22 protein-coding genes, 2 tRNA genes and 1 pseudogene are annotated in these 19,510 nt (G+C 68.0%); 11 read left to right on the top strand and 14 right to left on the bottom strand.

The window, feature by feature from the left end:
• Window positions 1-34: 34 nt before the first annotated feature.
• From ADBZ6I_RS07340 to ADBZ6I_RS07320, 5 genes and pseudogenes are all read right to left on the bottom strand, one after another.
• Window positions 35-628, bottom strand: a complete 594-nt coding sequence (locus ADBZ6I_RS07340; RefSeq protein WP_526382356.1) for a putative glycolipid-binding domain-containing protein — start codon at window positions 626-628, stop codon at window positions 35-37.
• Window positions 622-1,398, bottom strand: coding sequence for an ABC transporter permease (locus tag ADBZ6I_RS07335; RefSeq protein ID WP_526382354.1), 777 nt, complete (start codon window positions 1,396-1,398; stop codon window positions 622-624). The genes ADBZ6I_RS07340 and ADBZ6I_RS07335 overlap by 7 nt, the downstream gene beginning before the upstream one ends.
• The gene (locus tag ADBZ6I_RS07330) at window positions 1,395-2,054 is read right to left on the bottom strand and encodes an ABC transporter permease (RefSeq protein WP_526382352.1); all 660 of its coding nucleotides are present in this window, start codon (window positions 2,052-2,054) and stop codon (window positions 1,395-1,397) included. Before ADBZ6I_RS07330 ends, ADBZ6I_RS07335 begins: the two co-directional genes overlap by 4 nt.
• Window positions 2,055-2,433: 379 nt before the next feature.
• Window positions 2,434-3,525: pseudogene (locus ADBZ6I_RS07325) on the bottom strand (ABC transporter ATP-binding protein); the annotation flags it as partial.
• Window positions 3,526-4,464: an ABC transporter substrate-binding protein gene (locus ADBZ6I_RS07320; RefSeq protein WP_526382362.1), complete on the bottom strand. Its 939-nt coding sequence runs from the start codon at window positions 4,462-4,464 to the stop codon at window positions 3,526-3,528.
• A gap of 120 nt (window positions 4,465-4,584) precedes the next feature.
• Here ADBZ6I_RS07320 and ADBZ6I_RS07315 point away from each other — a divergent pair, with 120 nt between their 5' ends.
• A complete protein-coding gene (locus ADBZ6I_RS07315; RefSeq protein WP_526382350.1) occupies window positions 4,585-4,959 on the top strand; it encodes a LapA family protein in 375 nt (124 codons plus the stop codon).
• Here ADBZ6I_RS07315 and ADBZ6I_RS07310 read toward each other — a convergent pair whose 3' ends face one another.
• From ADBZ6I_RS07310 to ADBZ6I_RS07290, 5 genes are all read right to left on the bottom strand, one after another.
• On the bottom strand, window positions 4,960-5,565 hold the full coding sequence (locus tag ADBZ6I_RS07310) for a histidine phosphatase family protein (protein ID WP_526382348.1): 606 nt from the start codon (window positions 5,563-5,565) through the stop codon (window positions 4,960-4,962).
• 78 nt (window positions 5,566-5,643) lie between these two features.
• On the bottom strand, window positions 5,644-5,943 hold the full coding sequence (locus ADBZ6I_RS07305; protein WP_526382346.1) for a hypothetical protein: 300 nt from the start codon (window positions 5,941-5,943) through the stop codon (window positions 5,644-5,646).
• A gap of 14 nt (window positions 5,944-5,957) precedes the next feature.
• On the bottom strand, window positions 5,958-7,847 hold the full coding sequence (locus ADBZ6I_RS07300) for an alkyl/aryl-sulfatase (RefSeq protein WP_526382344.1): 1,890 nt from the start codon (window positions 7,845-7,847) through the stop codon (window positions 5,958-5,960).
• 272 nt (window positions 7,848-8,119) lie between these two features.
• Entirely contained in the window at window positions 8,120-9,610 is a 1,491-nt protein-coding gene (locus tag ADBZ6I_RS07295; RefSeq protein ID WP_526382342.1) for a sensor histidine kinase, read from the bottom strand.
• Window positions 9,588-10,292, bottom strand: a complete 705-nt coding sequence (locus ADBZ6I_RS07290) for a response regulator transcription factor (protein ID WP_526382360.1) — start codon at window positions 10,290-10,292, stop codon at window positions 9,588-9,590. The genes ADBZ6I_RS07295 and ADBZ6I_RS07290 overlap by 23 nt, the downstream gene beginning before the upstream one ends.
• A gap of 112 nt (window positions 10,293-10,404) precedes the next feature.
• Between ADBZ6I_RS07290 and ADBZ6I_RS07285 the strand changes: the two genes are divergently transcribed.
• The 5 genes from ADBZ6I_RS07285 (at window position 10,405) to ADBZ6I_RS07265 (ending at window position 14,299) form a co-directional block, all read left to right on the top strand.
• Complete coding sequence (locus ADBZ6I_RS07285) at window positions 10,405-10,839, top strand: DUF1622 domain-containing protein (RefSeq protein ID WP_526382340.1); 435 nt, start codon at window positions 10,405-10,407, stop codon at window positions 10,837-10,839.
• Window positions 10,840-11,055: 216 nt separating this feature from the next.
• Window positions 11,056-12,051, top strand: coding sequence for a phosphotransferase family protein (locus ADBZ6I_RS07280; protein ID WP_526382358.1), 996 nt, complete (start codon window positions 11,056-11,058; stop codon window positions 12,049-12,051).
• The gene (locus tag ADBZ6I_RS07275; RefSeq protein ID WP_526382338.1) at window positions 12,052-13,227 is read left to right on the top strand and encodes an acyl-CoA dehydrogenase family protein; all 1,176 of its coding nucleotides are present in this window, start codon (window positions 12,052-12,054) and stop codon (window positions 13,225-13,227) included.
• Window positions 13,228-13,232: 5 nt separating this feature from the next.
• Window positions 13,233-13,994: an SDR family NAD(P)-dependent oxidoreductase gene (locus ADBZ6I_RS07270; protein ID WP_526382336.1), complete on the top strand. Its 762-nt coding sequence runs from the start codon at window positions 13,233-13,235 to the stop codon at window positions 13,992-13,994.
• A gap of 134 nt (window positions 13,995-14,128) precedes the next feature.
• Window positions 14,129-14,299 (top strand): hypothetical protein, encoded by a 171-nt coding sequence (locus ADBZ6I_RS07265; protein ID WP_526382334.1) that lies wholly within the window; start codon window positions 14,129-14,131, stop codon window positions 14,297-14,299.
• Window positions 14,300-14,308: 9 nt separating this feature from the next.
• On the opposite strand, the gene ADBZ6I_RS07260 is transcribed toward ADBZ6I_RS07265, so the two are convergent.
• Window positions 14,309-15,193, bottom strand: a complete 885-nt coding sequence (locus ADBZ6I_RS07260; RefSeq protein WP_526382332.1) for a CDP-diacylglycerol diphosphatase — start codon at window positions 15,191-15,193, stop codon at window positions 14,309-14,311.
• A gap of 86 nt (window positions 15,194-15,279) precedes the next feature.
• Between ADBZ6I_RS07260 and ADBZ6I_RS07255 the strand changes: the two genes are divergently transcribed.
• Window positions 15,280-15,900 carry an Rv1289 family protein gene (locus tag ADBZ6I_RS07255; RefSeq protein WP_526382330.1) on the top strand — a complete coding sequence of 207 codons (621 nt, stop codon included), beginning with the start codon at window positions 15,280-15,282 and terminating at the stop codon, window positions 15,898-15,900.
• Window positions 15,901-15,920: 20 nt separating this feature from the next.
• Here ADBZ6I_RS07255 and ADBZ6I_RS07250 read toward each other — a convergent pair whose 3' ends face one another.
• Window positions 15,921-16,241 carry a hypothetical protein gene (locus ADBZ6I_RS07250; protein WP_526382328.1) on the bottom strand — a complete coding sequence of 107 codons (321 nt, stop codon included), beginning with the start codon at window positions 16,239-16,241 and terminating at the stop codon, window positions 15,921-15,923.
• Between the two features lie 69 nt (window positions 16,242-16,310).
• Between ADBZ6I_RS07250 and ADBZ6I_RS07245 the strand changes: the two genes are divergently transcribed.
• Together ADBZ6I_RS07245 and ADBZ6I_RS07240 are read left to right on the top strand one after the other, a co-directional pair.
• The gene (locus tag ADBZ6I_RS07245) at window positions 16,311-16,655 is read left to right on the top strand and encodes a PqqD family peptide modification chaperone (protein WP_526382326.1); all 345 of its coding nucleotides are present in this window, start codon (window positions 16,311-16,313) and stop codon (window positions 16,653-16,655) included.
• The gene (locus ADBZ6I_RS07240; protein ID WP_526382324.1) at window positions 16,615-17,079 is read left to right on the top strand and encodes a hypothetical protein; all 465 of its coding nucleotides are present in this window, start codon (window positions 16,615-16,617) and stop codon (window positions 17,077-17,079) included. The genes ADBZ6I_RS07245 and ADBZ6I_RS07240 overlap by 41 nt, the downstream gene beginning before the upstream one ends.
• A 485-nt stretch (window positions 17,080-17,564) precedes the next feature.
• On the opposite strand, the gene ADBZ6I_RS07235 is transcribed toward ADBZ6I_RS07240, so the two are convergent.
• Together ADBZ6I_RS07235 and ADBZ6I_RS07230 are read right to left on the bottom strand one after the other, a co-directional pair.
• Window positions 17,565-17,637: transfer RNA gene (locus ADBZ6I_RS07235), tRNA-Arg, on the bottom strand.
• A 38-nt stretch (window positions 17,638-17,675) separates the two neighbouring features.
• A tRNA-Ser gene (locus tag ADBZ6I_RS07230) sits at window positions 17,676-17,764 on the bottom strand.
• A gap of 150 nt (window positions 17,765-17,914) precedes the next feature.
• Between ADBZ6I_RS07230 and hisC the strand changes: the two genes are divergently transcribed.
• Both hisC and ADBZ6I_RS07220 read left to right on the top strand, forming a co-directional pair.
• Window positions 17,915-19,003: a histidinol-phosphate transaminase gene (hisC, locus tag ADBZ6I_RS07225; RefSeq protein ID WP_526382322.1), complete on the top strand. Its 1,089-nt coding sequence runs from the start codon at window positions 17,915-17,917 to the stop codon at window positions 19,001-19,003.
• Between the two features lie 43 nt (window positions 19,004-19,046).
• The coding region (locus ADBZ6I_RS07220) for a PLP-dependent cysteine synthase family protein (RefSeq protein WP_526382320.1) at window positions 19,047-19,510 on the top strand (464 nt) is incomplete at its 3' end.

Genomic DNA, 19,510 nt, shown 5'->3' with positions numbered 1-19,510 from the left:
GAACTGGCCGCGGCCGGGCGCTCCGGCGCGGTAGTCAGATCCGCTCTGCCAGGCCCGGGTAATCGACGATGAAACCGCTGTCGTCGATGACGACCGTGGTCTCGGCGATAGGTGACCGCACCGTGATGCCGGCGGCGCCCGCGGGGGTGTAGGAGAAGGTCGCCGGCGCGACGGACAAGTCGGGCAAGCTGACGTAGACCACCGGCAGGCTGGCCGCCTCGGCGTCGACGTGGACCCCGGTCCGGCGGATGGCCAGCGCGGTGAACAACGGGCTGAACATCATGTCGACGTCAACGGCGCCGCTGAAAGCCTCCTGGGACTCGCCCTCGTGGCCGGAGATCAGCCACATGTTCTCCTCGTCGCGGGCGATCGAGAGCTGTCGTTCCCGCTCGGCGGTGCTGGAGTTCACCGACAACCGCTTGGTGGCGCCGGTGTCGTCGGTCACCAGGTCGTAGGAGACGCTGAACGCCGGGTGGTCCGCGGAAGCGGCCGCCGCGATCCGCCCGATGGCCTTGATCCGGTTGCCCGACAACTGAACCCGCGCGGACTCGATGCGAGTGGCGTCATAGGACCGCCACGTAAGCATGGCGGGCCAAACCTTGGCGCCGCCGTCGGCCGCTGTCACCATCCCTCTACCGTAAGGGACGCATCCGGGCTGCTGTAGTCCGGTGCCCGGCGGCGCGACCCGACGTCCAGCAGCACCTCGTCGTCGAGGAGCGGCTGGGGCAGCCGCCGGCGTAACCGCCCGGTTCCCGGCACCGACGCCCAGACCGCCGCGGCCAGCAGTCCGTCGAGGATCAACGCCAGCACCGTCACCATCAGCGCGCCGACCAGAGCCAGGTAGAACTGGCGGACCTTGATGCCGTCGATGAGATAGCGGCCCAGCCCGCCGAGGCTGGCGTAGGCGGCCACCGTGGCGGTGGCCACGATCTGCAGGGTGGCGGTGCGCAGACCACCGAGGATCAGCGGCAGCGCGTTGGGAATCTCCACCCCGGTCAGCACGCGGCGCTCCGTCATACCCATCGACCGAGCGGCGTCGACGACCTTGGGGTCCACGTTGGCGATGCCCGAATAGGTGCCGGCCAGCAGCGGCGGCACGCCCAGCAGGGTCAGCGCGACGGTCGGCGGCAGCAGCCCCAGACCCCAGAGCAACACCCCGAGCAGCAGCACCCCGAGGGTCGGCAGGGCCCGCAACGAGTTCACCGCCGTGACCACGAGGAAGGATCCGCGGCGGGTATGGCCGATGAACAGCCCCAGCGGGATGGCGATGAGCGCGGAGACCGCGACGGCCACACCGGTGTACTGCAGGTGTTCGAGGATGCGGGCGCCCAGCCCGCTCTTACCGGCCCAGTTCTCGGCGGTGAAGATGTAGGACAGCGCCTGCTGCAGGAAGTTCATGCGGCCGCCTTCGCTGCGCGGGGCGCGCCGCGCGTCCAGGGCGTCAGCGCCCGGCCGGCCAGCAGGACCAGGATGTCGATCGCGACGGCCAACACGAACACCGCGATGATCCCGGCGACGATCTGATCGCTCTTGTCGGACTGGTACCCCTCGGTGAACCAGGTCCCCAGTCCACCGATGCCGATCACCGATCCGACCGCAACCATCGAGATGTTGGTGACCGCGACCACCCGCAAACCGGCAGTGAGCACCGGAAGCGCCAGCGGCAGTTCAACTTTGAGCAGTTGCCCCAACCGGGTGTAGCCCACCGCGGTGGCGGCGTCGCGCACCGGCGACGGGACGGCGTCCAGTGCCTCAGGCACCGCCCGCACCAGCAGCGCGGTGGTGTACAGCGTCAGCGCGACGATGACGTTGGCTTCATCGAGGATGCGGGTCGGAATGATCAGCGGCAGCACCACGAAGAGCGCCAGCGACGGGATGGTGAAAATAATGCTGGCGGTCAAGGTGGTCAGCCGGCGCAGCACGGTCCGCCGCCACACAAACGCCCCCAGCGGCACCGCGATCAGCAGACCGAGGACCACCGGGATGAGCGCCAGCCGCAGGTGGATCAGCGCCAGCGTCCAGGCGGTGTCGAGGTGGGTGAGCAGATAGTGCATCGGTAGCTCAGTCCGTCGCAGGGGACTTCGACTCGGCGGACGACTCGGCGGACGACTCGGCGGACTTCTCGGCGGACTCCGGCTTGGGGGTCTCGTCAGTGTCCTCGACCTCCGCGGCTTCCTCGACCTCCGCGGCTTCCTCGACCTCCGCGGCTTCCTCGGGTTCCTCGGCTTCCTCGGGTTCCTCGTCCTGCGTGGGCTCCTCGGCGTCGACAGACTCCTCGGGTTCGACGACTTCCAGCACCGGTTCCTCCGGCTCAGCCCCTTCGGCTTCCAGCGCGTCGGCGTCCGCCTGCAAGGCTGCGGCCTCGGTGGCGGCTGCTTCAGCTTCGGCGGCGGCGGCTGCTTCGGCCACGGCAGCAGCGGCCGCCGCTTCCGCCCGGCGCTGCGTCTCCATCTCGTCGACGACGTCCTCGGCCGGCGCACCGCCCACCACCGCACCGTCGTCGCCCACCGCTACCCCGATGCCCGACGGCGAGGACAACGCGGCATCCAGTGCCGCACGCAGCGTCCCGTCCGGGTGGAACAGCGATCCACCCGCGGTGACGCTCTCGTAGAGGCTGCGGCCGTCGCGGTACCGCTCGGTGCCGTCGGCGTCGATCCAGCCGAACGGCGAACCGTCGTCGCGGGTGACCAGCCGCCATTCATCGGGCGCCAGGTACAACGCGCCGAGTTCATCCTCGGTGACGGTTCGAACCGGTTGCAGCCCAAGGGTCTTGGCGCTGAAGAACTGCATGAGCCGGTAGCCGCGGTCGTTGCCGATGAAGTCGGCGACGAAGTCGTTGGCGGGGTTGGACAGCAGCCGGGCGGGGGCGTCGTACTGCTGCAGCCGGCCGCCGACACTGAACACCGCGACGGCGTCGCCGAGTTTGACGGCCTCATCGATGTCATGGGTGACAAAGACGATGGTCTTCTGCAATTCGCTCTGCAGTCGCAGAATCTCGTTCTGCAACTCCTCCCGCACTACGGGGTCGACGGCGGAGAACGGCTCATCCATCAGCAGGATCGGCGGGTCGGCGGCCAGCGCGCGGGCCACCCCGACCCGCTGTTGCTGCCCGCCGGAGAGCTGCGCTGGATAGCGTTCGCCCAGTTTCGGATCCAGCCCCACCCGCTCCAGCACTTCGTAGGCGGCTTTGCGGGCCTCCCGGCGGGATTGCCCCTGCAGCACCGGCACACAGGCCACGTTGTCGATGACCCGCTGATGCGGCATCAGGCCGCCGCTCTGGATGACGTAGCCGATGCCGAGCCGCAGTTTGACCGGGTCGACGGTCGACACGTCGCGGCCGTCGACGGTGACCGTCCCGGACGTCGGCTCGACCATCCGGTTGATCATCCGCATGGAGGTGGTCTTGCCGCAGCCCGAGGGGCCCACGAACACGGTCAGGTAGCCGTCGGGCACTTCCAGGGTGAGGTTGTCGACGGCGACGGTGCCGTCCGGATACCGCTTGGTGACGCCGGTGAAGGTGATCATCTATTTCCCGATCGGGGTGTCAAAGCTGTTCTCGCGCACCCACTGCCGCGCGGCCTCTTCAGGGTCCACCCCGGAATTGCCGGACACCGCGGCATTGAGTTCGGTGAGGCCCTTGGTGGTCAATCGTGCCGACACCGCATCGAGCACCTTCTTGAGCTCGTCGGACATCTTCTGCGAGTTCACCAGAGGCACCACGTTGCCGGGCAGGAAATTTTTCTTGGGGTCTTCCAGGACGACGAAGTCGTTCTGCGCGATGGCCGGGGAGGTGCTGAAGATGTTGGCCGCGGTCACCGTGCCGTTCGCCAAGGCCTTGACCGTGGCGGGGCCGCCGCCGTCGCTGATCGAGACGAAGTTGTCCGGTTTGATGTCCAAGCCGTATTTGGCCTTCAGGCCGGGCACGCCCTGCTCGCGGTTGAGGAATTCCGAGGGCGCGCCGAACTTCATCTCCCAGGCGTGGGGCACCAGGTCGGCGATGGTCTTGAGGTTCCAGCGCTCGGCGGTGGCCGAGGTGACGGTCACGGTGTCGGTGTCGTTGGCGGGTGCCGGGTTGAGCATGGCCAGGTCACCGGGCAGCGCACGGTAGAGGGCCAGTTCGACATCAGCGGGCTGTGCCGCCTTGCTCTTGGGATCGAAATACTGCAGCAGGTTCCCGGTGTACTCAGGGATCAGGTCGATCGAGTGGTCACGCAGCGCGGGGATGTAGGTCTCCCGGCTGCCGATGCCGTACTGCCGCACGACGGTGAAGTCGTTGGCTTCCAGCGCCTGGGCGTAGATCTCGGCAACGATCTTGGATTCGGGGAAGTCCGCGGAGCCCACCACCACCGACTTCAGGTCACCGGATACCGTGCCGCCGCCCAGCGGATTTGAACTGCCGCAGCCCGATGCCAGGACGGCCGCCAACGCGATCAGCGTTGCGGCAAACAGCCTGCTTAGAGACATTTTCATCGGCTGCCTTTCACACCTCGGTTGGCTCGACCCTAACGGCTGAGCGCATTCCGTTACCGTCCCGTTGCCGCATTAATGGTTTCCTTCCCGGCCCCGACAGGCAAAGATGTCGTCATGAGCAGGGAATCGAACGTCACGCCGGGCGAGCCAGCAAAGGCTCCCAAGCCGCCGGTGAACACCGGCCCGCCCAACGCTACCCAAGCGCCGGCCCCGCCCGTCGAGGATGTGAAGTTCACCCGGGCGTCGGCACTGTGGTCTTCTCTGATCCTGGGCTTCTTAATCCTGATCGTCTTGCTGATCTTTATCACCCAGAACACCGCCTCGACGGCATTCACGTTCCTGGGCTGGCATTGGGACCTGCCACTGGGCGTCGCGATCCTGCTCGCCGCGGTGGCCGGAGGCCTGATCACCGCGTCGGTCAGTGCCGCGCGGATGTTCCAACTGCGGCGCACAGCGAAGAAAAACCTGCAGTTCGCGCTCGGGAAGTAGTCACCGCAGCCGGTGCGGCAGCAGATCCCAGACGTGGTCGATGGCGTTGACCCCGCCGACGGTGAACGCCCCCTTTCGGGAGTAGCGCAGCACGGTCACCGAGGCGTAGTCGATCGGGAACGACAGCGGCTTGGCCGTCCCGAGCACCTCGTGCAGGAGGACGTTGATCACCCCGCCGTGGCTGAACACCGCCACGGTGTCGGTGTGGCCGGCCTCAGCGACGACGTCGCGCAGCGCCGCCCACACCCGCTCGCGGAACCCGTCGGCGTCGACCCCCTGCGGTAGCCGGCCGTCGGCCATCCGCGCCCAGTCCCCCGGCCGTTCGGCCCGCACCTGTTCCAGCGGGATGTAGTGCGACATTCCGCGGTCGTACTCGGCCAGACGCTCGTCGACGTCGACGGCCAGGCCGGTGGCGGCGGCCACCGGTTCGGCGGTCTGTACGGCCCGGCGCTGCGGGCTGCTGATCAGCCGGCTCAGCGGAAAGCGGGCGAGCGCGGCGGGCAGCCGCCGGGCCTGCTCCACACCGTCGGGAGCCAATTCCGGATCGGAGCCCTCACCGTCGCGGGTGCGTAGCGGCAAGGCATGCCGGACCAGCAGCAGCTGCATGGGTGCAACCATAGGACCGTGGGTGCCACGGGTTACGCCGAGCGTCTGTTCGACCTCACCGAGCACACTCGCGGGGGGTTACTGCCCCCCGTGGACGGCCTCGAGCCGTGCGCCGACCCGCGCCAGCGCGTCGTCGATCACGTCCACCTTGTCGTTGCGCCGTTGGTTGGCCGGCTCGGCCGAACCACGAGCGCCCTCGGCCTCGACCCGGGCCGCGCCCTCGCGCCGCAACAGGCTGAAGTTCTTGTCGCGGGCCTTGCGCAGCCGGCTCTGAAGCATCTTCACCGCGTCTTCGTCCATCCGGGCCAGCGCCTCGGGGGCGCTCTGATCGACCAATGAGGATTCCTCGTCGGTCAGGTTCACGTTGTGGTTGCTCATCTGACGTTCTTAGCTCAGGGCGTGATGATGTCGAAGTTCGGGTCGGGCTTGTCCAGCACTCCCATCAGGCTCGCCAGCGCGCCCCCGTCGCCGGACACCTCGATTCCCGGTGACGTCAGGTCGCCGGCGGCCGCGGCCAGCAGCCGCATCTTGGTGGCCAGGTTGACCGTCGCCGTCGCCGTCGCCGGCTCGGCGGGGCGCTTGCGGTAGACCAGGACGCCGTTGCGCAGGTTGAGCCGGTAGTTGGTGCCCAGATCGGCGAACGTCACGTCCAGGGCGATGTCCAGATCCCAGGCGCGCGGTCCGTTCACCGAGATCGCCAGGATGTCGAACATCTGCTCGGGGGTGAGTTGGCTGAGCATGGTCGGCGCCGTCGCTGCCACCGGCGTGCCGAAGTTGCCGGTGCGCAACTCGGTGCACCCCGACAGGAAGAAGTTGCGCCACGTCGCGCACTCGGCGCCGTAACCCAGCTGCTCCAAGGTGTCGGCGTACAGTTCGCGGGCCCCGGCGTGATTCGCGTCGGTGAAGATGGCGTAGTCGAGAAGAGTTGCCGCCCAGCGGAAGTCACCGGTATCGAAGGCTTGCCGGGCGATCTCGACCACTTTCTCGATGCCGCCCATGGCGGCGACGTGGCGGGGACCGGACTCCTCCGGCGGGTGCGGCCACAGCCGGCCGGGGTTGCCGTCGAACCAGCCCATGTAGCGCTGGTAGACCGCCTTGACGTTGTGGTTCACCGAGCCGTAGTAGCCGTGGGTGTGCCAGGCCTTCTCTAAGGCGGGCGGCATGGCGAAGTTCTCGGCGATCTCGATGCCGGTGTAGCCCTGGTTGAGCTGACGCAACGTCTGGTCGTGCAGGTAGGCGTACAGATCCCGTTGCAGGGACAGGTATTCCACGATCTGCTCGCGACCCCAGGTGGGCCAGTGGTGCGAGGCGAACACCACGTCGGTGCGGTCGGCGAAAGCGTCGATGGCCTCGGTGAGGTACCCCGACCAGGCGTGCGGATCACGCACCAGGGCGCCGCGCAAGGTCAGCAGATTGTGCAGGTTATGCGTGGCGTTCTCGGCCATGCACAGCGCCCGGAATTTCGGGAAATAGAAATGCATCTCGGCGGGCGCCTCGGTTCCCGGCGCCATCTGGAATTCGATCTCGACACCATCGAGGGTGTGCGTCTCCCCGGTGGTGGTGATGTCTATCGTCGGCACGATGATGGCGACCTCGCCGGTCGACGGCGCCTGGCCCAGACCGCAGCCCACCTGCCCCTGCGGCCCGCGGTCCAGCGTCGTGCCGTACATGTAGGCGGCACGGCGGGTCATCGCGGTACCCGCGTAGACGTTCTCCTGCACCGCATGGCCGATAAAGCCCTCCGGCGCCAGTACCGGCACCTTGCCCGCGTCCACGTCGGCCTGCGTGGTGACCCCGAGCACGCCGCCGAAGTGGTCGACGTGGCTGTGGGTGTAAATCACCGCGCGTACTTCTTTGTCGCCGCGATGTGTTCGGTACAGCGTCAACGCGGCCGCCGCGGTTTCGGTGCACACCAGTGGGTCGATGACGATGACGCCGGTGTCGCCCTCGACGAAGGTGATGTTGGACAGGTCAAGACCGCGGACCTGGTAGATGCCCTCGACCACCTCGTAGAGACCCTGCTTGGCGCACAGTTTCGACTGCCGCCACAGGCTGGGATGCACCGACGGCGGCGCTTGGGTTGAGTCCGAGCCAGTCAGGAACGAGTAGACGTCGTTGTCCCACACCACCCGGCCATCGGCGGCGGTGATCACACACGGTTCCAGCGACCCGATAAACCCGCGGTCGGCGTCGGCGAGATCGCGGGTGTCGTCGAACGGCAGCGACGTAAGGTGTCGACGATTGAGGTCTTCGATGACGGGAGTCGGTGCTTTGGTTTCCATACCAGCGAATTGTTCCCGACAATCCGGTACCTAGGCCATGATTGCCGCGATGCATGCGTTGTTTCCCGGCCTCACCCGCCACAACCTGGGCACCGAGGTGTTGGCCGGGATCACGCTACTGGCCATCGCGCGGCCGCTCAACATCGGCTACGCGCAGATCGCCGGGCTGCCGCCGACCGCAGGGGTCCGACGACCCGCACCGGGAATTTCAGACCAACCGGGCCGCGGTGGCCGCACTTCGTCCAACACTGGGGCGCAAGCGGGCCGCCCGGTCAGCGGGGTAGCCGGACCGCGAACTCGGTGCGGCCCGCGGTGCTGCGCAGGGTGATCGTGCCGTGATGGGCGTGCACCACCGCCGCGGCGATCGCCAGGCCCAGACCGGTGGAGCCGTCCTTGTGGGTGCGTGCGGTATCAGCCCGGACGAACCGCTCGAACACGTTGGGCTGCAACGCTTCCGGGATGCCGGGGCCGTCGTCGGCGACGCACAGCACGGCCGCGTCCGGTTCACTGCGCAGCGCGAGTGTGACCGTGGTGCCGGGCGGGGTGTGCACCCGGGCATTGGCCAGCAGGTTGGCCACCACCTGGTGCAGCCGGGCTTCGTCGCCGGGCACGATCACCGGTTCGGCCGGTAGTTCCAGATTCCAGTGGTGCTCCGGCCCGGCGACATGGGCGTCGCTGACCGCGTCGGCGCACAGCCTGCTCACGTCGACGGGCTGGCGGTCCAGTGCCCGGCCGGAATCCAGCCGGGCCAGCAGCAGCAGATCCTCCACGAGGTGGGTCATCCGGTCGGCCTCGGACTCCACCCGGCCCATCGCGTGCGCGACGTCGGCCGGGACTTCGCCCCGCTTCCGTTGTGCCAGTTCGGTATAACCGCGGATGGCGGCCAGCGGAGTGCGTAGCTCGTGGCTGGCGTCGGCGACGAACTGACGGACCCGGCTCTCACTGGCCTGGCGTGCCGACAGGGCCGCGGCGATGTGGTCGAGCATCCGGTTGACCGCCAGGCCCAACCGGCCCACCTCGGTGTGCGGGTTGGCGTCCGCACCGTCGACCCGCATCGGCAGGGCGACTTCGCCGCGGTCCAGCGGCAGACCGGCCACCGATCCGGCGGTGGCGGCCACCCGGTCCAGCGGCGCCAAGGCCCGGCGGATCAGCAGCCTGCCGGCCAGCGTTGCGATGATCAGCGCCAGCAGGGTCACCACGGCGAAGATCACCGCCACCCGGATCAGCGTTTGGAAGATCGGGCGCATGCTGAGTCCGACCACCACGGCGTTGCCCGGGTTGCGGCCCGGGGCGGCGGCCACGCGGTAGCGGCCCAGCCCGTCGAGATCGACCGAAACGGGGTCGCGATCACCGGCCAGCCCGGCGAGTTGGCCGGCCGCTGCCGGCGACAGCGGGTCACGGTCGCCGCCGCGGTTGAGGACGCCCGCCTTGACCGTCGACCCGTCGCTCACCACCGCGGCGACCATGCCGATCGGCTGGCCGGGCGCGTCGAGAAACTCCGGGCCGGGCCGCGGCCCGGGCAAAGGGGGCGGGGGCGTCGGGGGCGGGGGCCCTCGGCGTTCTATCAGTGAGGAGCGCTGGGTGATCTGTGCCAGTTGGCCGTCCATCTCCCCGATCAGATAGCGGTACAGGGCCGCCTCGGTGACCGCGGCGATGCCCAGGCAGACCACCGCCAGCAGCGCGACCTGACCGGCCAGCAGCCTGGCCCGCAGCGACCAGGCTGAAGGGATCTCTCCCCGGCTAACCGGCGGGCTTGAGGACATATCCGGCACCGCGCAGCGTGTGGATCATCGGCTCGCGTCCGCTGTCGATCTTCTTGCGCAGATAGGAGATGTAGAGCTCGACGATGTTGGACCGGCCGCCAAAGTCATAACTCCAGACCCGGTCGAGGATCTGCGATTTGGACAGCACCCGCTTGGGGTTATGCATCAGGAACCGCAGCAGTTCGAACTCGGTGGAGGTCAAGGTGATCGGCTCCCCGCCGCGGGTCACCTCGTGGCTGTCCTCGTCGAGTACCAGGTCGCCGACGATCAGCCTGGCGCCGCCGTCGTCGTCGGTGACACCGGTGCGGCGCAGCAGCCCGCGCAGCCGCAGCACCACCTCTTCCAGCGAGAACGGCTTGGTGACGTAGTCGTCGCCACCGGCGCTCAACCCCGCGATGCGGTCCTCGACGGCGTCCTTGGCGGTGAGCAGCAACACCGGCAGTTCCGGGCTGTGCTCGCGCAGTCTGCGCAGCACGTCCAAGCCGCTCATGTCGGGCAGCATCACGTCGAGAACCACGGCGTCGGGCCGAGTCTCGCGGGCCGCGGTCACCGCCGAGGTGCCGTCACCGGCGGTGGTGATCTCCCACCCCTCGTAGCGCAGCGCCATCGACACCATCTCGGCAAGGACGGCTTCGTCGTCGACCACCAGGATCCGGATGGCAGTGCCGTCGGCGCGACGCATGACGACGCGCTCGGGTGCGGACATGCATTCCAGTATGCGTTCGGCGATGAGCCGTCCATGGGAACTTGCTGTGCGCCCGCTGTGCGGCGGTGCGCTCCCTAGAATCGCGGCAATGACCTTCTACGAAGCCATCGAGATCGTCGGTAAGGCCATCGACGGTGTCGGTGTGGCCGTCATCGCGCTGGGCGCGTTGATATCGGCGGGCTGGGCGCTGACGCGACTGCGAGCCGGAAACGTGGATGTCTACCGTACGTTCCGCGAACGACTGGGCCGCTCGATTCTGCTGGGCCTGGAGTTCCTGGTGGCCGCCGACATCATCCGGACGGTGGCGGTGACGCCGGACGCCCGCAGCGTGGCGGTGCTCGGCGGCATCGTGCTGATCCGAACCTTCCTCAGCTTCTCGTTGCAGTTGGAGGTCACCGGCTACTGGCCCTGGCAGGCGGCGCGGGCGCGCCAGCAGCAGGCGCCGCCGCAGACCCCGGAGCCGGTGCAGGCGCGGCACGCCCGACCGGAAGGCCCGGCACCGACTTGGCGCGGGCGACCGTGACCCAGGCCCACCGCCGGCAACGCATTCTCCACGCGGTCCGCAAGACCGCACCGGCTCCGATTGCCGCACCGGCACGTTCGGCACCTCGTGGGCTGGTCGGTGTTCTACACCATCAACAGCCGATTGCCGTGGGCAAAAGAGGTGGCCGCCAAGCGGTGAGGTAGCTTCGCCTGCGTGGATGACCTGACCCACGACATGACGGCGGTAGCCGATTGGATGTCGCAGGAAGGTCTGGGTGACGGCCCCATCAGCGATGTCACGGAGATCACCGGCGGCACGCAGAACATCATGGTGCGGTTCCGCCGCTCCGGCCGTGACTTCGTGTTTCGCCGCGGCCCGCGTCATCTGCGTCCGGTCACCAATACCGTGATCCTGCGCGAGACAAGGGTGCTGCGCGCGCTGGCCGGCACCGACGTGCCGCACGCCGCGCTCATCGCGGTGTGCGACGACCCCGCGGTGCTGGGCGAGGCCGTCTTCTATCTGATGGAGCCGGTCGACGGCTTCAACGCCGGCGCCGGACTACCTGAGTTGCACGCCGGTGACCCGCAGGTGCGCCACGACATGGGCCTGTCCATGGCCGACGCCGCCGCGCGGCTCGGTGCGCTGGACTACCGGGCGGTGGGGCTGGCCGATTTCGGGAAGCCAGACAGCTTCCTGGATCGCCAAGTGCCACGCTGGCTTTCGGAAGTGGAGTCCTACTCGGGCTTCGAGAACTACCCGGGCCCCGACATCGGCGACGTCGACGCCGTCGCCGGCTGGCTGCGCGCCAATCAGCCGGCGTCCTTCGAGCCGGGGATCATGCACGGCGACTACCACGCCGCCAACGTGATGTTCTCCCGCACCGGCCCGGAGGTCGTGGCGATCGTGGACTGGGAGATGTGCACCATCGGCGACCCGCTGCTGGACCTCGGCTGGATGCTGGCCACCTGGTACCGGCCCGGCCAGCAACCGGTGCTACCCAACGAACTGATGGGCGCCGGCGACCTGGCCACACCGGACGAACTGGTGGCGCGCTACGCCCAGAACTCCACCCGGGACCTGTCGAACATCGACTGGTACACGGTGATGGCCTGCTTCAAACTCGGGATCATCCTGGAGGGCACCCACGCGCGTGCCGCTGCGGGCAAGGCCCCCAAGGAGATTGGCGACGTCCTGCACACGGCGACAGTGCGGCTGTTCGAACGGGCAGTGGCGGTCATGGAAGGACGCTGAATGATCGATTTCGAGGTATCGGGCGAACTGGCGGCACGCCGCGACCGTATTCGGGAGTTCGTCGCCGACAAGATCGTTCCCTTCGAGCGCGACCCGCGCCTGACCCGGCACGGGCCCAACGAAGCGATGCGCGCTGAGATGGTCGAGTTGGCCCGCGCGGCTGGGCTGCTGACCGTGCAGGCCCCGGCCCGGTTCGGCGGCTGGGAGCCCAACCACCGCGAGCAGGCGGTGCTGTTCGAGGCGGCGGGCTGGTCGACGCTGGGCCCGGTGGCGATGAACTGCGCGGCCCCCGACGAGGGCAACATGTTCATCCTGTCCAAGATCGCCAACCAGACCCAGGTCGACGAGTTCCTGGTGCCGGTGATCGAGGGCCGGCAGCGGTCGGTGTTCGCGATGACCGAACCCGGCGGCGCGGGATCGGATCCCGGCCAGCTCAAGACCGAAGCGCTCTTTGACGGCAGCGACTACGTGATCAACGGGCTCAAGTGGCTGATCACCGGGGCCGACGGCGCGCGCACCTGGATCATCATGGCGAGGGTGGCGCCCAACCCGCACGGCCCGGACGGCCCCACGCTGTTCCTCTGCGACGGGAACACCCCGGGCATCGAACTCGAACGCGTGATGGACACCATGGACCGCAACTACGTGCAGGGCCACGGCGTGGTGCGCTTCAACAACCTCCGGCTGCCCGCGTCGGCGGTGCTGGGCGAGGTCGGCCAGGCGTTCCGTTACGCCCAGATGCGGCTGGCCCCGGCCCGGCTCACGCACTGCATGCGCTGGCTGGGCGCGGCCTCCCGGGCGCACGCCATCGCCGTCGAGCACGCCCGCACCCGCACCGCGTTCGGCAAGCCGCTGGGCGAGCATCAGGGTGTTGGTTTCATGTTGGCCGACAATGAAATTGCGCTGCAGCAGTGCCGGCTGGGGATCTGGTGGGCATGCTGGACGCTGGACAACGGCGCCAAGGGCCGGCACGAGAGTTCGATGGTGAAGGCCTACGTGTCCGAGGAGCTGTTCAAGGTCGCCGACCGCTGCGTGCAGATCCTCGGCGGCATGGGCATCTCCGACGAGACACCGGTCGGGATGATCTTCTCCGACATGCGCGCCTTCCGCCTGTACGACGGCCCCACCGAAGTACACAAGTACGCCATCGCCCGACAGATTCTGAGGGAGCCCTGAATCTCGTGACAGTCCTGGAGTCATTCCGTCTCGACGACAAGGTCGTCATCGTCACCGGCGCCTCCTCCGGGCTTGGTGTGTCCTTCGCGCAGACCTTCGCCGAAGCCGGCGCGGACCTAGTGCTCGGCGCCCGTCGGGTGGAGATGATGACGTCGACGGCCGCGCTGGTGGAGCAGGCCGGCCGCCGGGTCTACAGCCGCAAGACCGACGTTGTCGACCCCGAGCAGTGCCAGCAGTTGGTGGACGCCGCAATGGCCGAGTTCGGCCGGGTCGACGTGCTCATCAACAACGCCGGCGTGGGTACCGCGGTGCCCGCGACCCGGGAGACGCCGGAGGAGTTCCGCAAGGTTGTCGACGTCAACCTCAACGGGTCCTACTGGATGGCGCAGGCCTGCGGGCGGGTGATGCAGCCGGGCAGTTCGATCATCAACATCTCCAGCGTGCTGGGGCTGACCACGGCCGGGCTGCCGCAGGCCGCCTACGCCGCGTCGAAGGCTGCGATCGTCGGGCTGACCCGGGACCTGGCGCAGCAGTGGAGCGGCCGCAAGGGAATTCGCGTCAACGCACTGGCGCCCGGGTTCTTCGCCAGCGAGATGACCGACGAGCTCAAGCCGGGCTACCTCGACGAGCTGATGCCACGGATCATCATGGGCCGGCTCGGCGAGGCGGCCGAGCTGGCCGCCACCGCGGTGTGGCTGGCTTCACCGGCCGGCGGGTACGTCACCGGGCAGACGATCGTGGTCGACGGCGGTCTGACGATCAACTAGGCGGGCGTAGCGGTTTCGTGGCCGCATCGTTGCCGTTCGGTGACCAAATATGCTGGTGTGCAATGATTTTCTGTCGGTGCTCGACTCTAGTTTTGCCTCGCGTACCGACCCTGAATTGCGAGGAGATCATCACCATGGCCAGCACTCAAGAGATCCATTCGGCCCGCGCCGCGTTCGAGGACTACTGCGGCCGGCACGCCATTGGCCCCGATATGGCGATCGTCGAACTGGTCAACATGGCCCTGGGGCTGCCCGCCGAGGTACAGGACTATCTGCGGGAGCAGACGGCCGTCGTCGCCGCCTGAGTCGGTGCGCTACTTACCGGTGAACGGCCCCGGCGCAACCGGCGCCGGGCAGGCCTGGTGATCCTGCAGATTCTCCCCGGCGGGCGGATCGTCCGCCGACTCCGACCACCGGCGCAGCAGGACGAAGCGCGGATCGGCGTCGGTTCCCGCGCCGATCACCACCACCGTCATGGCTCCCGGGTCCGGTACGCCGGCGGCGGCCAGCGCGAAGGGGTTGACGGCGTCGAGGTCGGTGACGGTGAGGGCCTCGTAGCGATCGCCCGCCAACGGAACAGGCAGCGGCTGCCACACCGGTCCGATACCGCCGGCGGCGGTGGCGATCGTCTGGTGGACGTCGGCGCGCAGGCAGTCGACGTGGATGTGCAGCTGGTCTTGCGTCCGCGCCCCGATCGAGTTGACGGCAAGGCTGATCCAGTCCCGCGGGAGTACCCCGCCGGCTGCTGCCTCGGTGAACGCCTTTGCCTGCCAAGCATATTCGAAGTAATTCGGCGCACCGGGTTCGCGCAGTGCGGGGTCCTCGATGCCGGTGACGCGGGCGGTCGGGATCACCAGGAATTGTTCGGCGCCGTCGCTGTCCTTGAGCACGGCGTAGCCGCGCTGCTCCCCCGCGGTGAGGTCCACCGCCGTGCACGGCGCCGGATCGGCGTCGCGTAACTGGTCGGGAACGCACTGACCGTGTACGAGGTGCCACAGCGCATCCCGGTCAGCGTGCGCGGAGCCCGCCGTGGTCACCGCGGTGGTGGCCAGCAGAGCCGTCACCGCGGCCGCCCATCCGTACCTAGCCGCGATGGGCCTCCAGCCGCCGTTGAGATAGCCGCTGGTGCGCGTGGTGTCGTTGTCCGGCATGGCGTCGCGCTGGACGAAATCGGACGTCAGCGAGGCGGGGCAAATCACCGGAGCAGTATGGCCCGGACCGCCCTGCAACGCACGATTACCACGTACTGACCGCCCCGGCGCGGTCGGTGGGTACTGTCAAGGACGTGAGTGTTGGAGAAGAAGTTCGCAGTTCGCTGGATCACTGGAGCGAGGGGCAGTGGCGACAGGCGATGGCGCACGCCACCGTCGCACTGGAGGAGACCGCGGCCAAGCGGTACCCCACACTGGACCCGGCCGCCCGGTTCAAGCGGACCGTGCGCGACGACGTCGACATCTTCGGGGGCATGGCCGGCCCGGAAATCGACTTCGTCCACTCCCGTTTTCCGGTCCCGGTGCACAGTGACCAGCCCGATGGCCGGCCCGATGTCGCCGACCTGCTCTACGCGGTTCATCGCTACCTGCACGGCAACCAAGCCGACATGCGGGCGGGCTGCGACATCGAGGCGCATGCCGCGGGCATCCCGCTGTTCAACATCTCCAAGGGCCATCTGTGGCTGCGGGCCACCGCCGCGCTGGGGTTACTGGCGATCGCGGTGGGCGCCCCGGAGAACAGGGGCGAGTCCATCCCCGGCAACTATCAACTGGGCTGGCAGCAGCAGGTCTTCCATGTCGTCGGCTGGTGGGGCTGGCGCGACCATCTGCGGGACATCTTCCACGGCGCGGGGTTGACCCTCGAAGAGCTGGACTTCGGCCCGGAGTGGCCGGCCTGGGCGCCAGTCGGCTAGACCGGCGCCTCAGACCAGGATCAGCCCCAGTCCGACCAGGCTTCCAGCGCGTCGTCGAGGTAGCGCCGGCGCGTCTCGGCGACGCGGGTCCGATCGGCCATGCTGACGGTTTCCCCGCCGACCGAGCGGACCACCGGGCAGTCGACGTCGTGGTACATATGCAGCACCCCGGCTCCGCCGTCGCCCTCGATGCCGTCCAGAACGATCATCGGCGTGGTGCAGTCCGGGCACAGGTTGTCGGTCTGCACCAGATAACGCGTGCTCTCACGCAGCCCCACCGTCACGTACACCGCGGTGTCGAAGTCCTTGGCGCGCACGTGCACAATCTCTCGCGCAGTCACTGTCCAACCCCCTAGAACTCGCCCCCGACACACAGGGACCTATACCCGCAAGGGGGGTTGCTACACCCCGTGCACGAGACGGTCGACAGCGAAACAGTCGTGATTAACCTCGCCTCCGGCAATTACTACTCGATAGCGGGTTCGGGGGCTGACCTCTGGTCACGGCTGGTCGCCGGAGAGACCCCGGAGGAGTCGGCCGCGGCGCTGGCCACTGTGCACGGCGGGGATGCCGCGCGCATAGCCTCTGCGATCCGCACTTTTCACAAGCAACTTTTCGAGTCGAGGTCTTCGAGGACCTCCGCGCGTATTTGCTGGCCGATCCGGTGCACGATGTTCGACGCGGGGCCGGATGGCCGGTTCTATCCCAGGAACAATGACCGCCGCGCTGGCGCCAGGATCGCAGCAGTTCCGTGAGATGGTCGTCGGTGAGGCGCTGCGCGCTGCCGAATCGGCAGCACGGTTGCAGTTGAGAATTGCCCGGGTCGACCTTGATTTTGACATCGCGGACCCTGATGTCGGCGCCGCCCTGCTCCCGGCACTGTCGCACCACGACGTGCTCCCGGCACTGTCGCACCACGACGTGCTCCCGGCACTGTCGCACCACGACGTTCGCATGTGCTACGAAGCGGGAATCCAGATCGTTGGAGACGACTACGCGGCAGTGGAACTCGCGGGCGCACAGCCCCGAGCGTGGAACCGCTCCATGAAGGTCGGCGAACGCGACCACTCCCCCGGCGGGTTCGATCACCGCTGGACGCTGATTGACCGGGCTGTACCTGCTGTTCGGGGGCTGACCGTACTTGCGGCCTCGTCGAGAACCCCGGGGGTTTATCGCTAACCCTTTGCGGGAACACTGTTTTGGCAACTCCTGCGTAGTGCCCGGCGTGACGAGGGCACCGCCCATCAGTTGATTGTGAAAGCACCTGAGCATAGGAGCGGAAATGGTCAACACAAGCACCCACTCCACCACCTTGGCTGCCGCAGCCGCGGCCTTCGTCGCCGCCTTCGGCCTGCCACTACTGATCGGCAGTGCATCCTTGGCGGTCCCCCTTGTTGTGGCTGGGCCCACCACAGAATGCAGCGTGATGGCCCATCCTCCCGCCGGGCAGACAGACCCCGGTTCCGGCAACCCACTGACCAGACCGGGGCAATTGGCCGATCTGAATCAGCCACCGGCACCCAACAGCGATATGCCTATGGACTGCATACCGATCGGCCACGGCTAGACGCCGGAGACGCTTGAATTCAGCGCGACGCGCGGGAAAGTATCGGATTGAGGGGGAAACGCCTCTAAAAATTTACGGCATTTCCGCTGGTAGAAAGTGCGCCCGAAGGGATTCGAACCCCTAACCTTCTGATCCGTAGTCAGATGCTCTATCCGTTGAGCTACGGGCGCCGATCTTCAGTTATTCGTGGCTGACGGGTCAGCCGCGGCGGAGGCGAGAGGATTTGAACCTCCGGTCCCCTTTAAGGGGGACAACTCATTAGCAGTGAGTCCCATTCGGCCGCTCTGGCACGCCTCCTGAACCACATGAGCGTACCGGAGCCTTCCGCGGCCCCGGAACCGCCGGTCGATGAGGTTACACACCCGCTCGGGTGGATGGCAAAGCCCAGTTCAGCGGACCGGCCCCGGCAGCACCAGCCACGCCGGCGCGCCCATCTAGACTTAGCCGGTGACTGCGCGTCTGCGTCCTGAACTGTCCGGTCTGCCGGCCTACACGCCTGGCAAGACCGTGCCGGGCGCCATCAAGCTCGCCAGCAACGAAACGGTGCACGGTCCGCTGCCCAGTGTGCGGGCGGCCATCGAAGCGGCCACCGAGACCATCAACCGCTACCCGGACAACGGCCACGTCGAACTCAAGGAGCACCTCGCCCGCCACCTGTCGCCCGCCGGAGACATCACCCCCGAGCAGATCGCCGTGGGCTGCGGATCGGTGAGTTTGTGCCAGCAGCTGATCCAGATCACCTGCGCAAGCGGCGACGAGGTGGTATTCGGCTGGCGCAGCTTCGAGGTGTACCCGCTGCAGGTCCGGGTGGCCGGCGCCACCCCGGTCCAGGTTCCGCTGCGCGACCACACCTTCGACCTCGACGCGATGCTGGCCGCGGTCACCGACCGCACCCGGCTGATCTTCGTGTGCAACCCGAACAACCCCACCTCCACGGTGGTCGACCCCGACGAGCTGGCCCGGTTCGTCGCCGCCGTGCCGGCGGATGTCCTGGTGGTCATCGACGAGGCCTACGTGGAGTACATCCGCGACGGCATGCTGCCCGACAGCCTCGGGCTGGCCCGGCGGTATCCGAATGTGGTTGTGCTGCGGACGTTCTCCAAGGCCTACGGACTGGCCGGCCTGCGGGTCGGGTATGCCGTCGGCGACCCGGAGGTGATCACCGCGCTGGGCAAGGTCTACGTGCCGTTCACCGCCAGCACCATCTCGCAGGCGGCGGCGATCGCCTCGGTGCAGGTCGCCGACGAACTGCTGGGCCGCACCGAGGCGGTGGTGGCCGAACGTCGCCGGGTCAGCGCGGACCTCGCTGCCCTGGGCTACACCGTGCCGGCGTCGCAGGCGAACTTCGTCTGGCTGCCGCTGGGCGAGCACACCGCCGAGTTCGCGCGGCAGGCCGCCGAGGCGCGAGTGCTGGTGCGGCCGTACGGCAACGAGGGAGCACGGGTCAGCATCGGGGCACCGGAGGAGAACGACGCGTTCCTGGCCTTCGCCGCCGCGTGGACACGCCCCGAGCGACCGCACACCGGCAACGATTAGCGTAGAGACCAGTCTCACGCGCTCCAGGAGGAGGGGTTCAGCCTTGGGCAGGATCTATAACAACGTCAGCGAACTGGTGGGCCGCACCCCACTGGTCCGGCTCAACCGGCTGACCGAGGGACTCGACGCGACCGTCGTGGCCAAGCTGGAGTTCTACAACCCCGCCAACAGCGTTAAGGACCGTATCGGGGCGGCGATCATCGACGCCGCCGAGCAATCCGGCGAACTCAAGCCCGGCGGCACCATCGTCGAGGCCACCAGTGGCAACACCGGCATCGCGCTGGCGATGGTCGGCGCTGCCCGTGGCTATCACGTGATCCTGACCATGCCGGAGACCATGTCCACCGAGCGCCGCGTCATGTTGCGCGCCTACGGCGCCGAGATCGTGCTGACCCCGGGTTCGGAGGGCATGGCCGGCGCGGTGGCGCGCGCCAAGCAGATCATCGCCGACACACCGAACGCGATCGGCGCCAACCAGTTCGCCAACCCGGCTAACCCCGAGATCCA

The organism is Mycobacterium sp. (assembly GCF_044342925.1).
GTDB lineage: Bacteria > Actinomycetota > Actinomycetes > Mycobacteriales > Mycobacteriaceae > Mycobacterium.
Note: the sequence above shows the minus strand (reverse complement) of the source record. Positions and strands in the feature narration are given on the sequence as shown.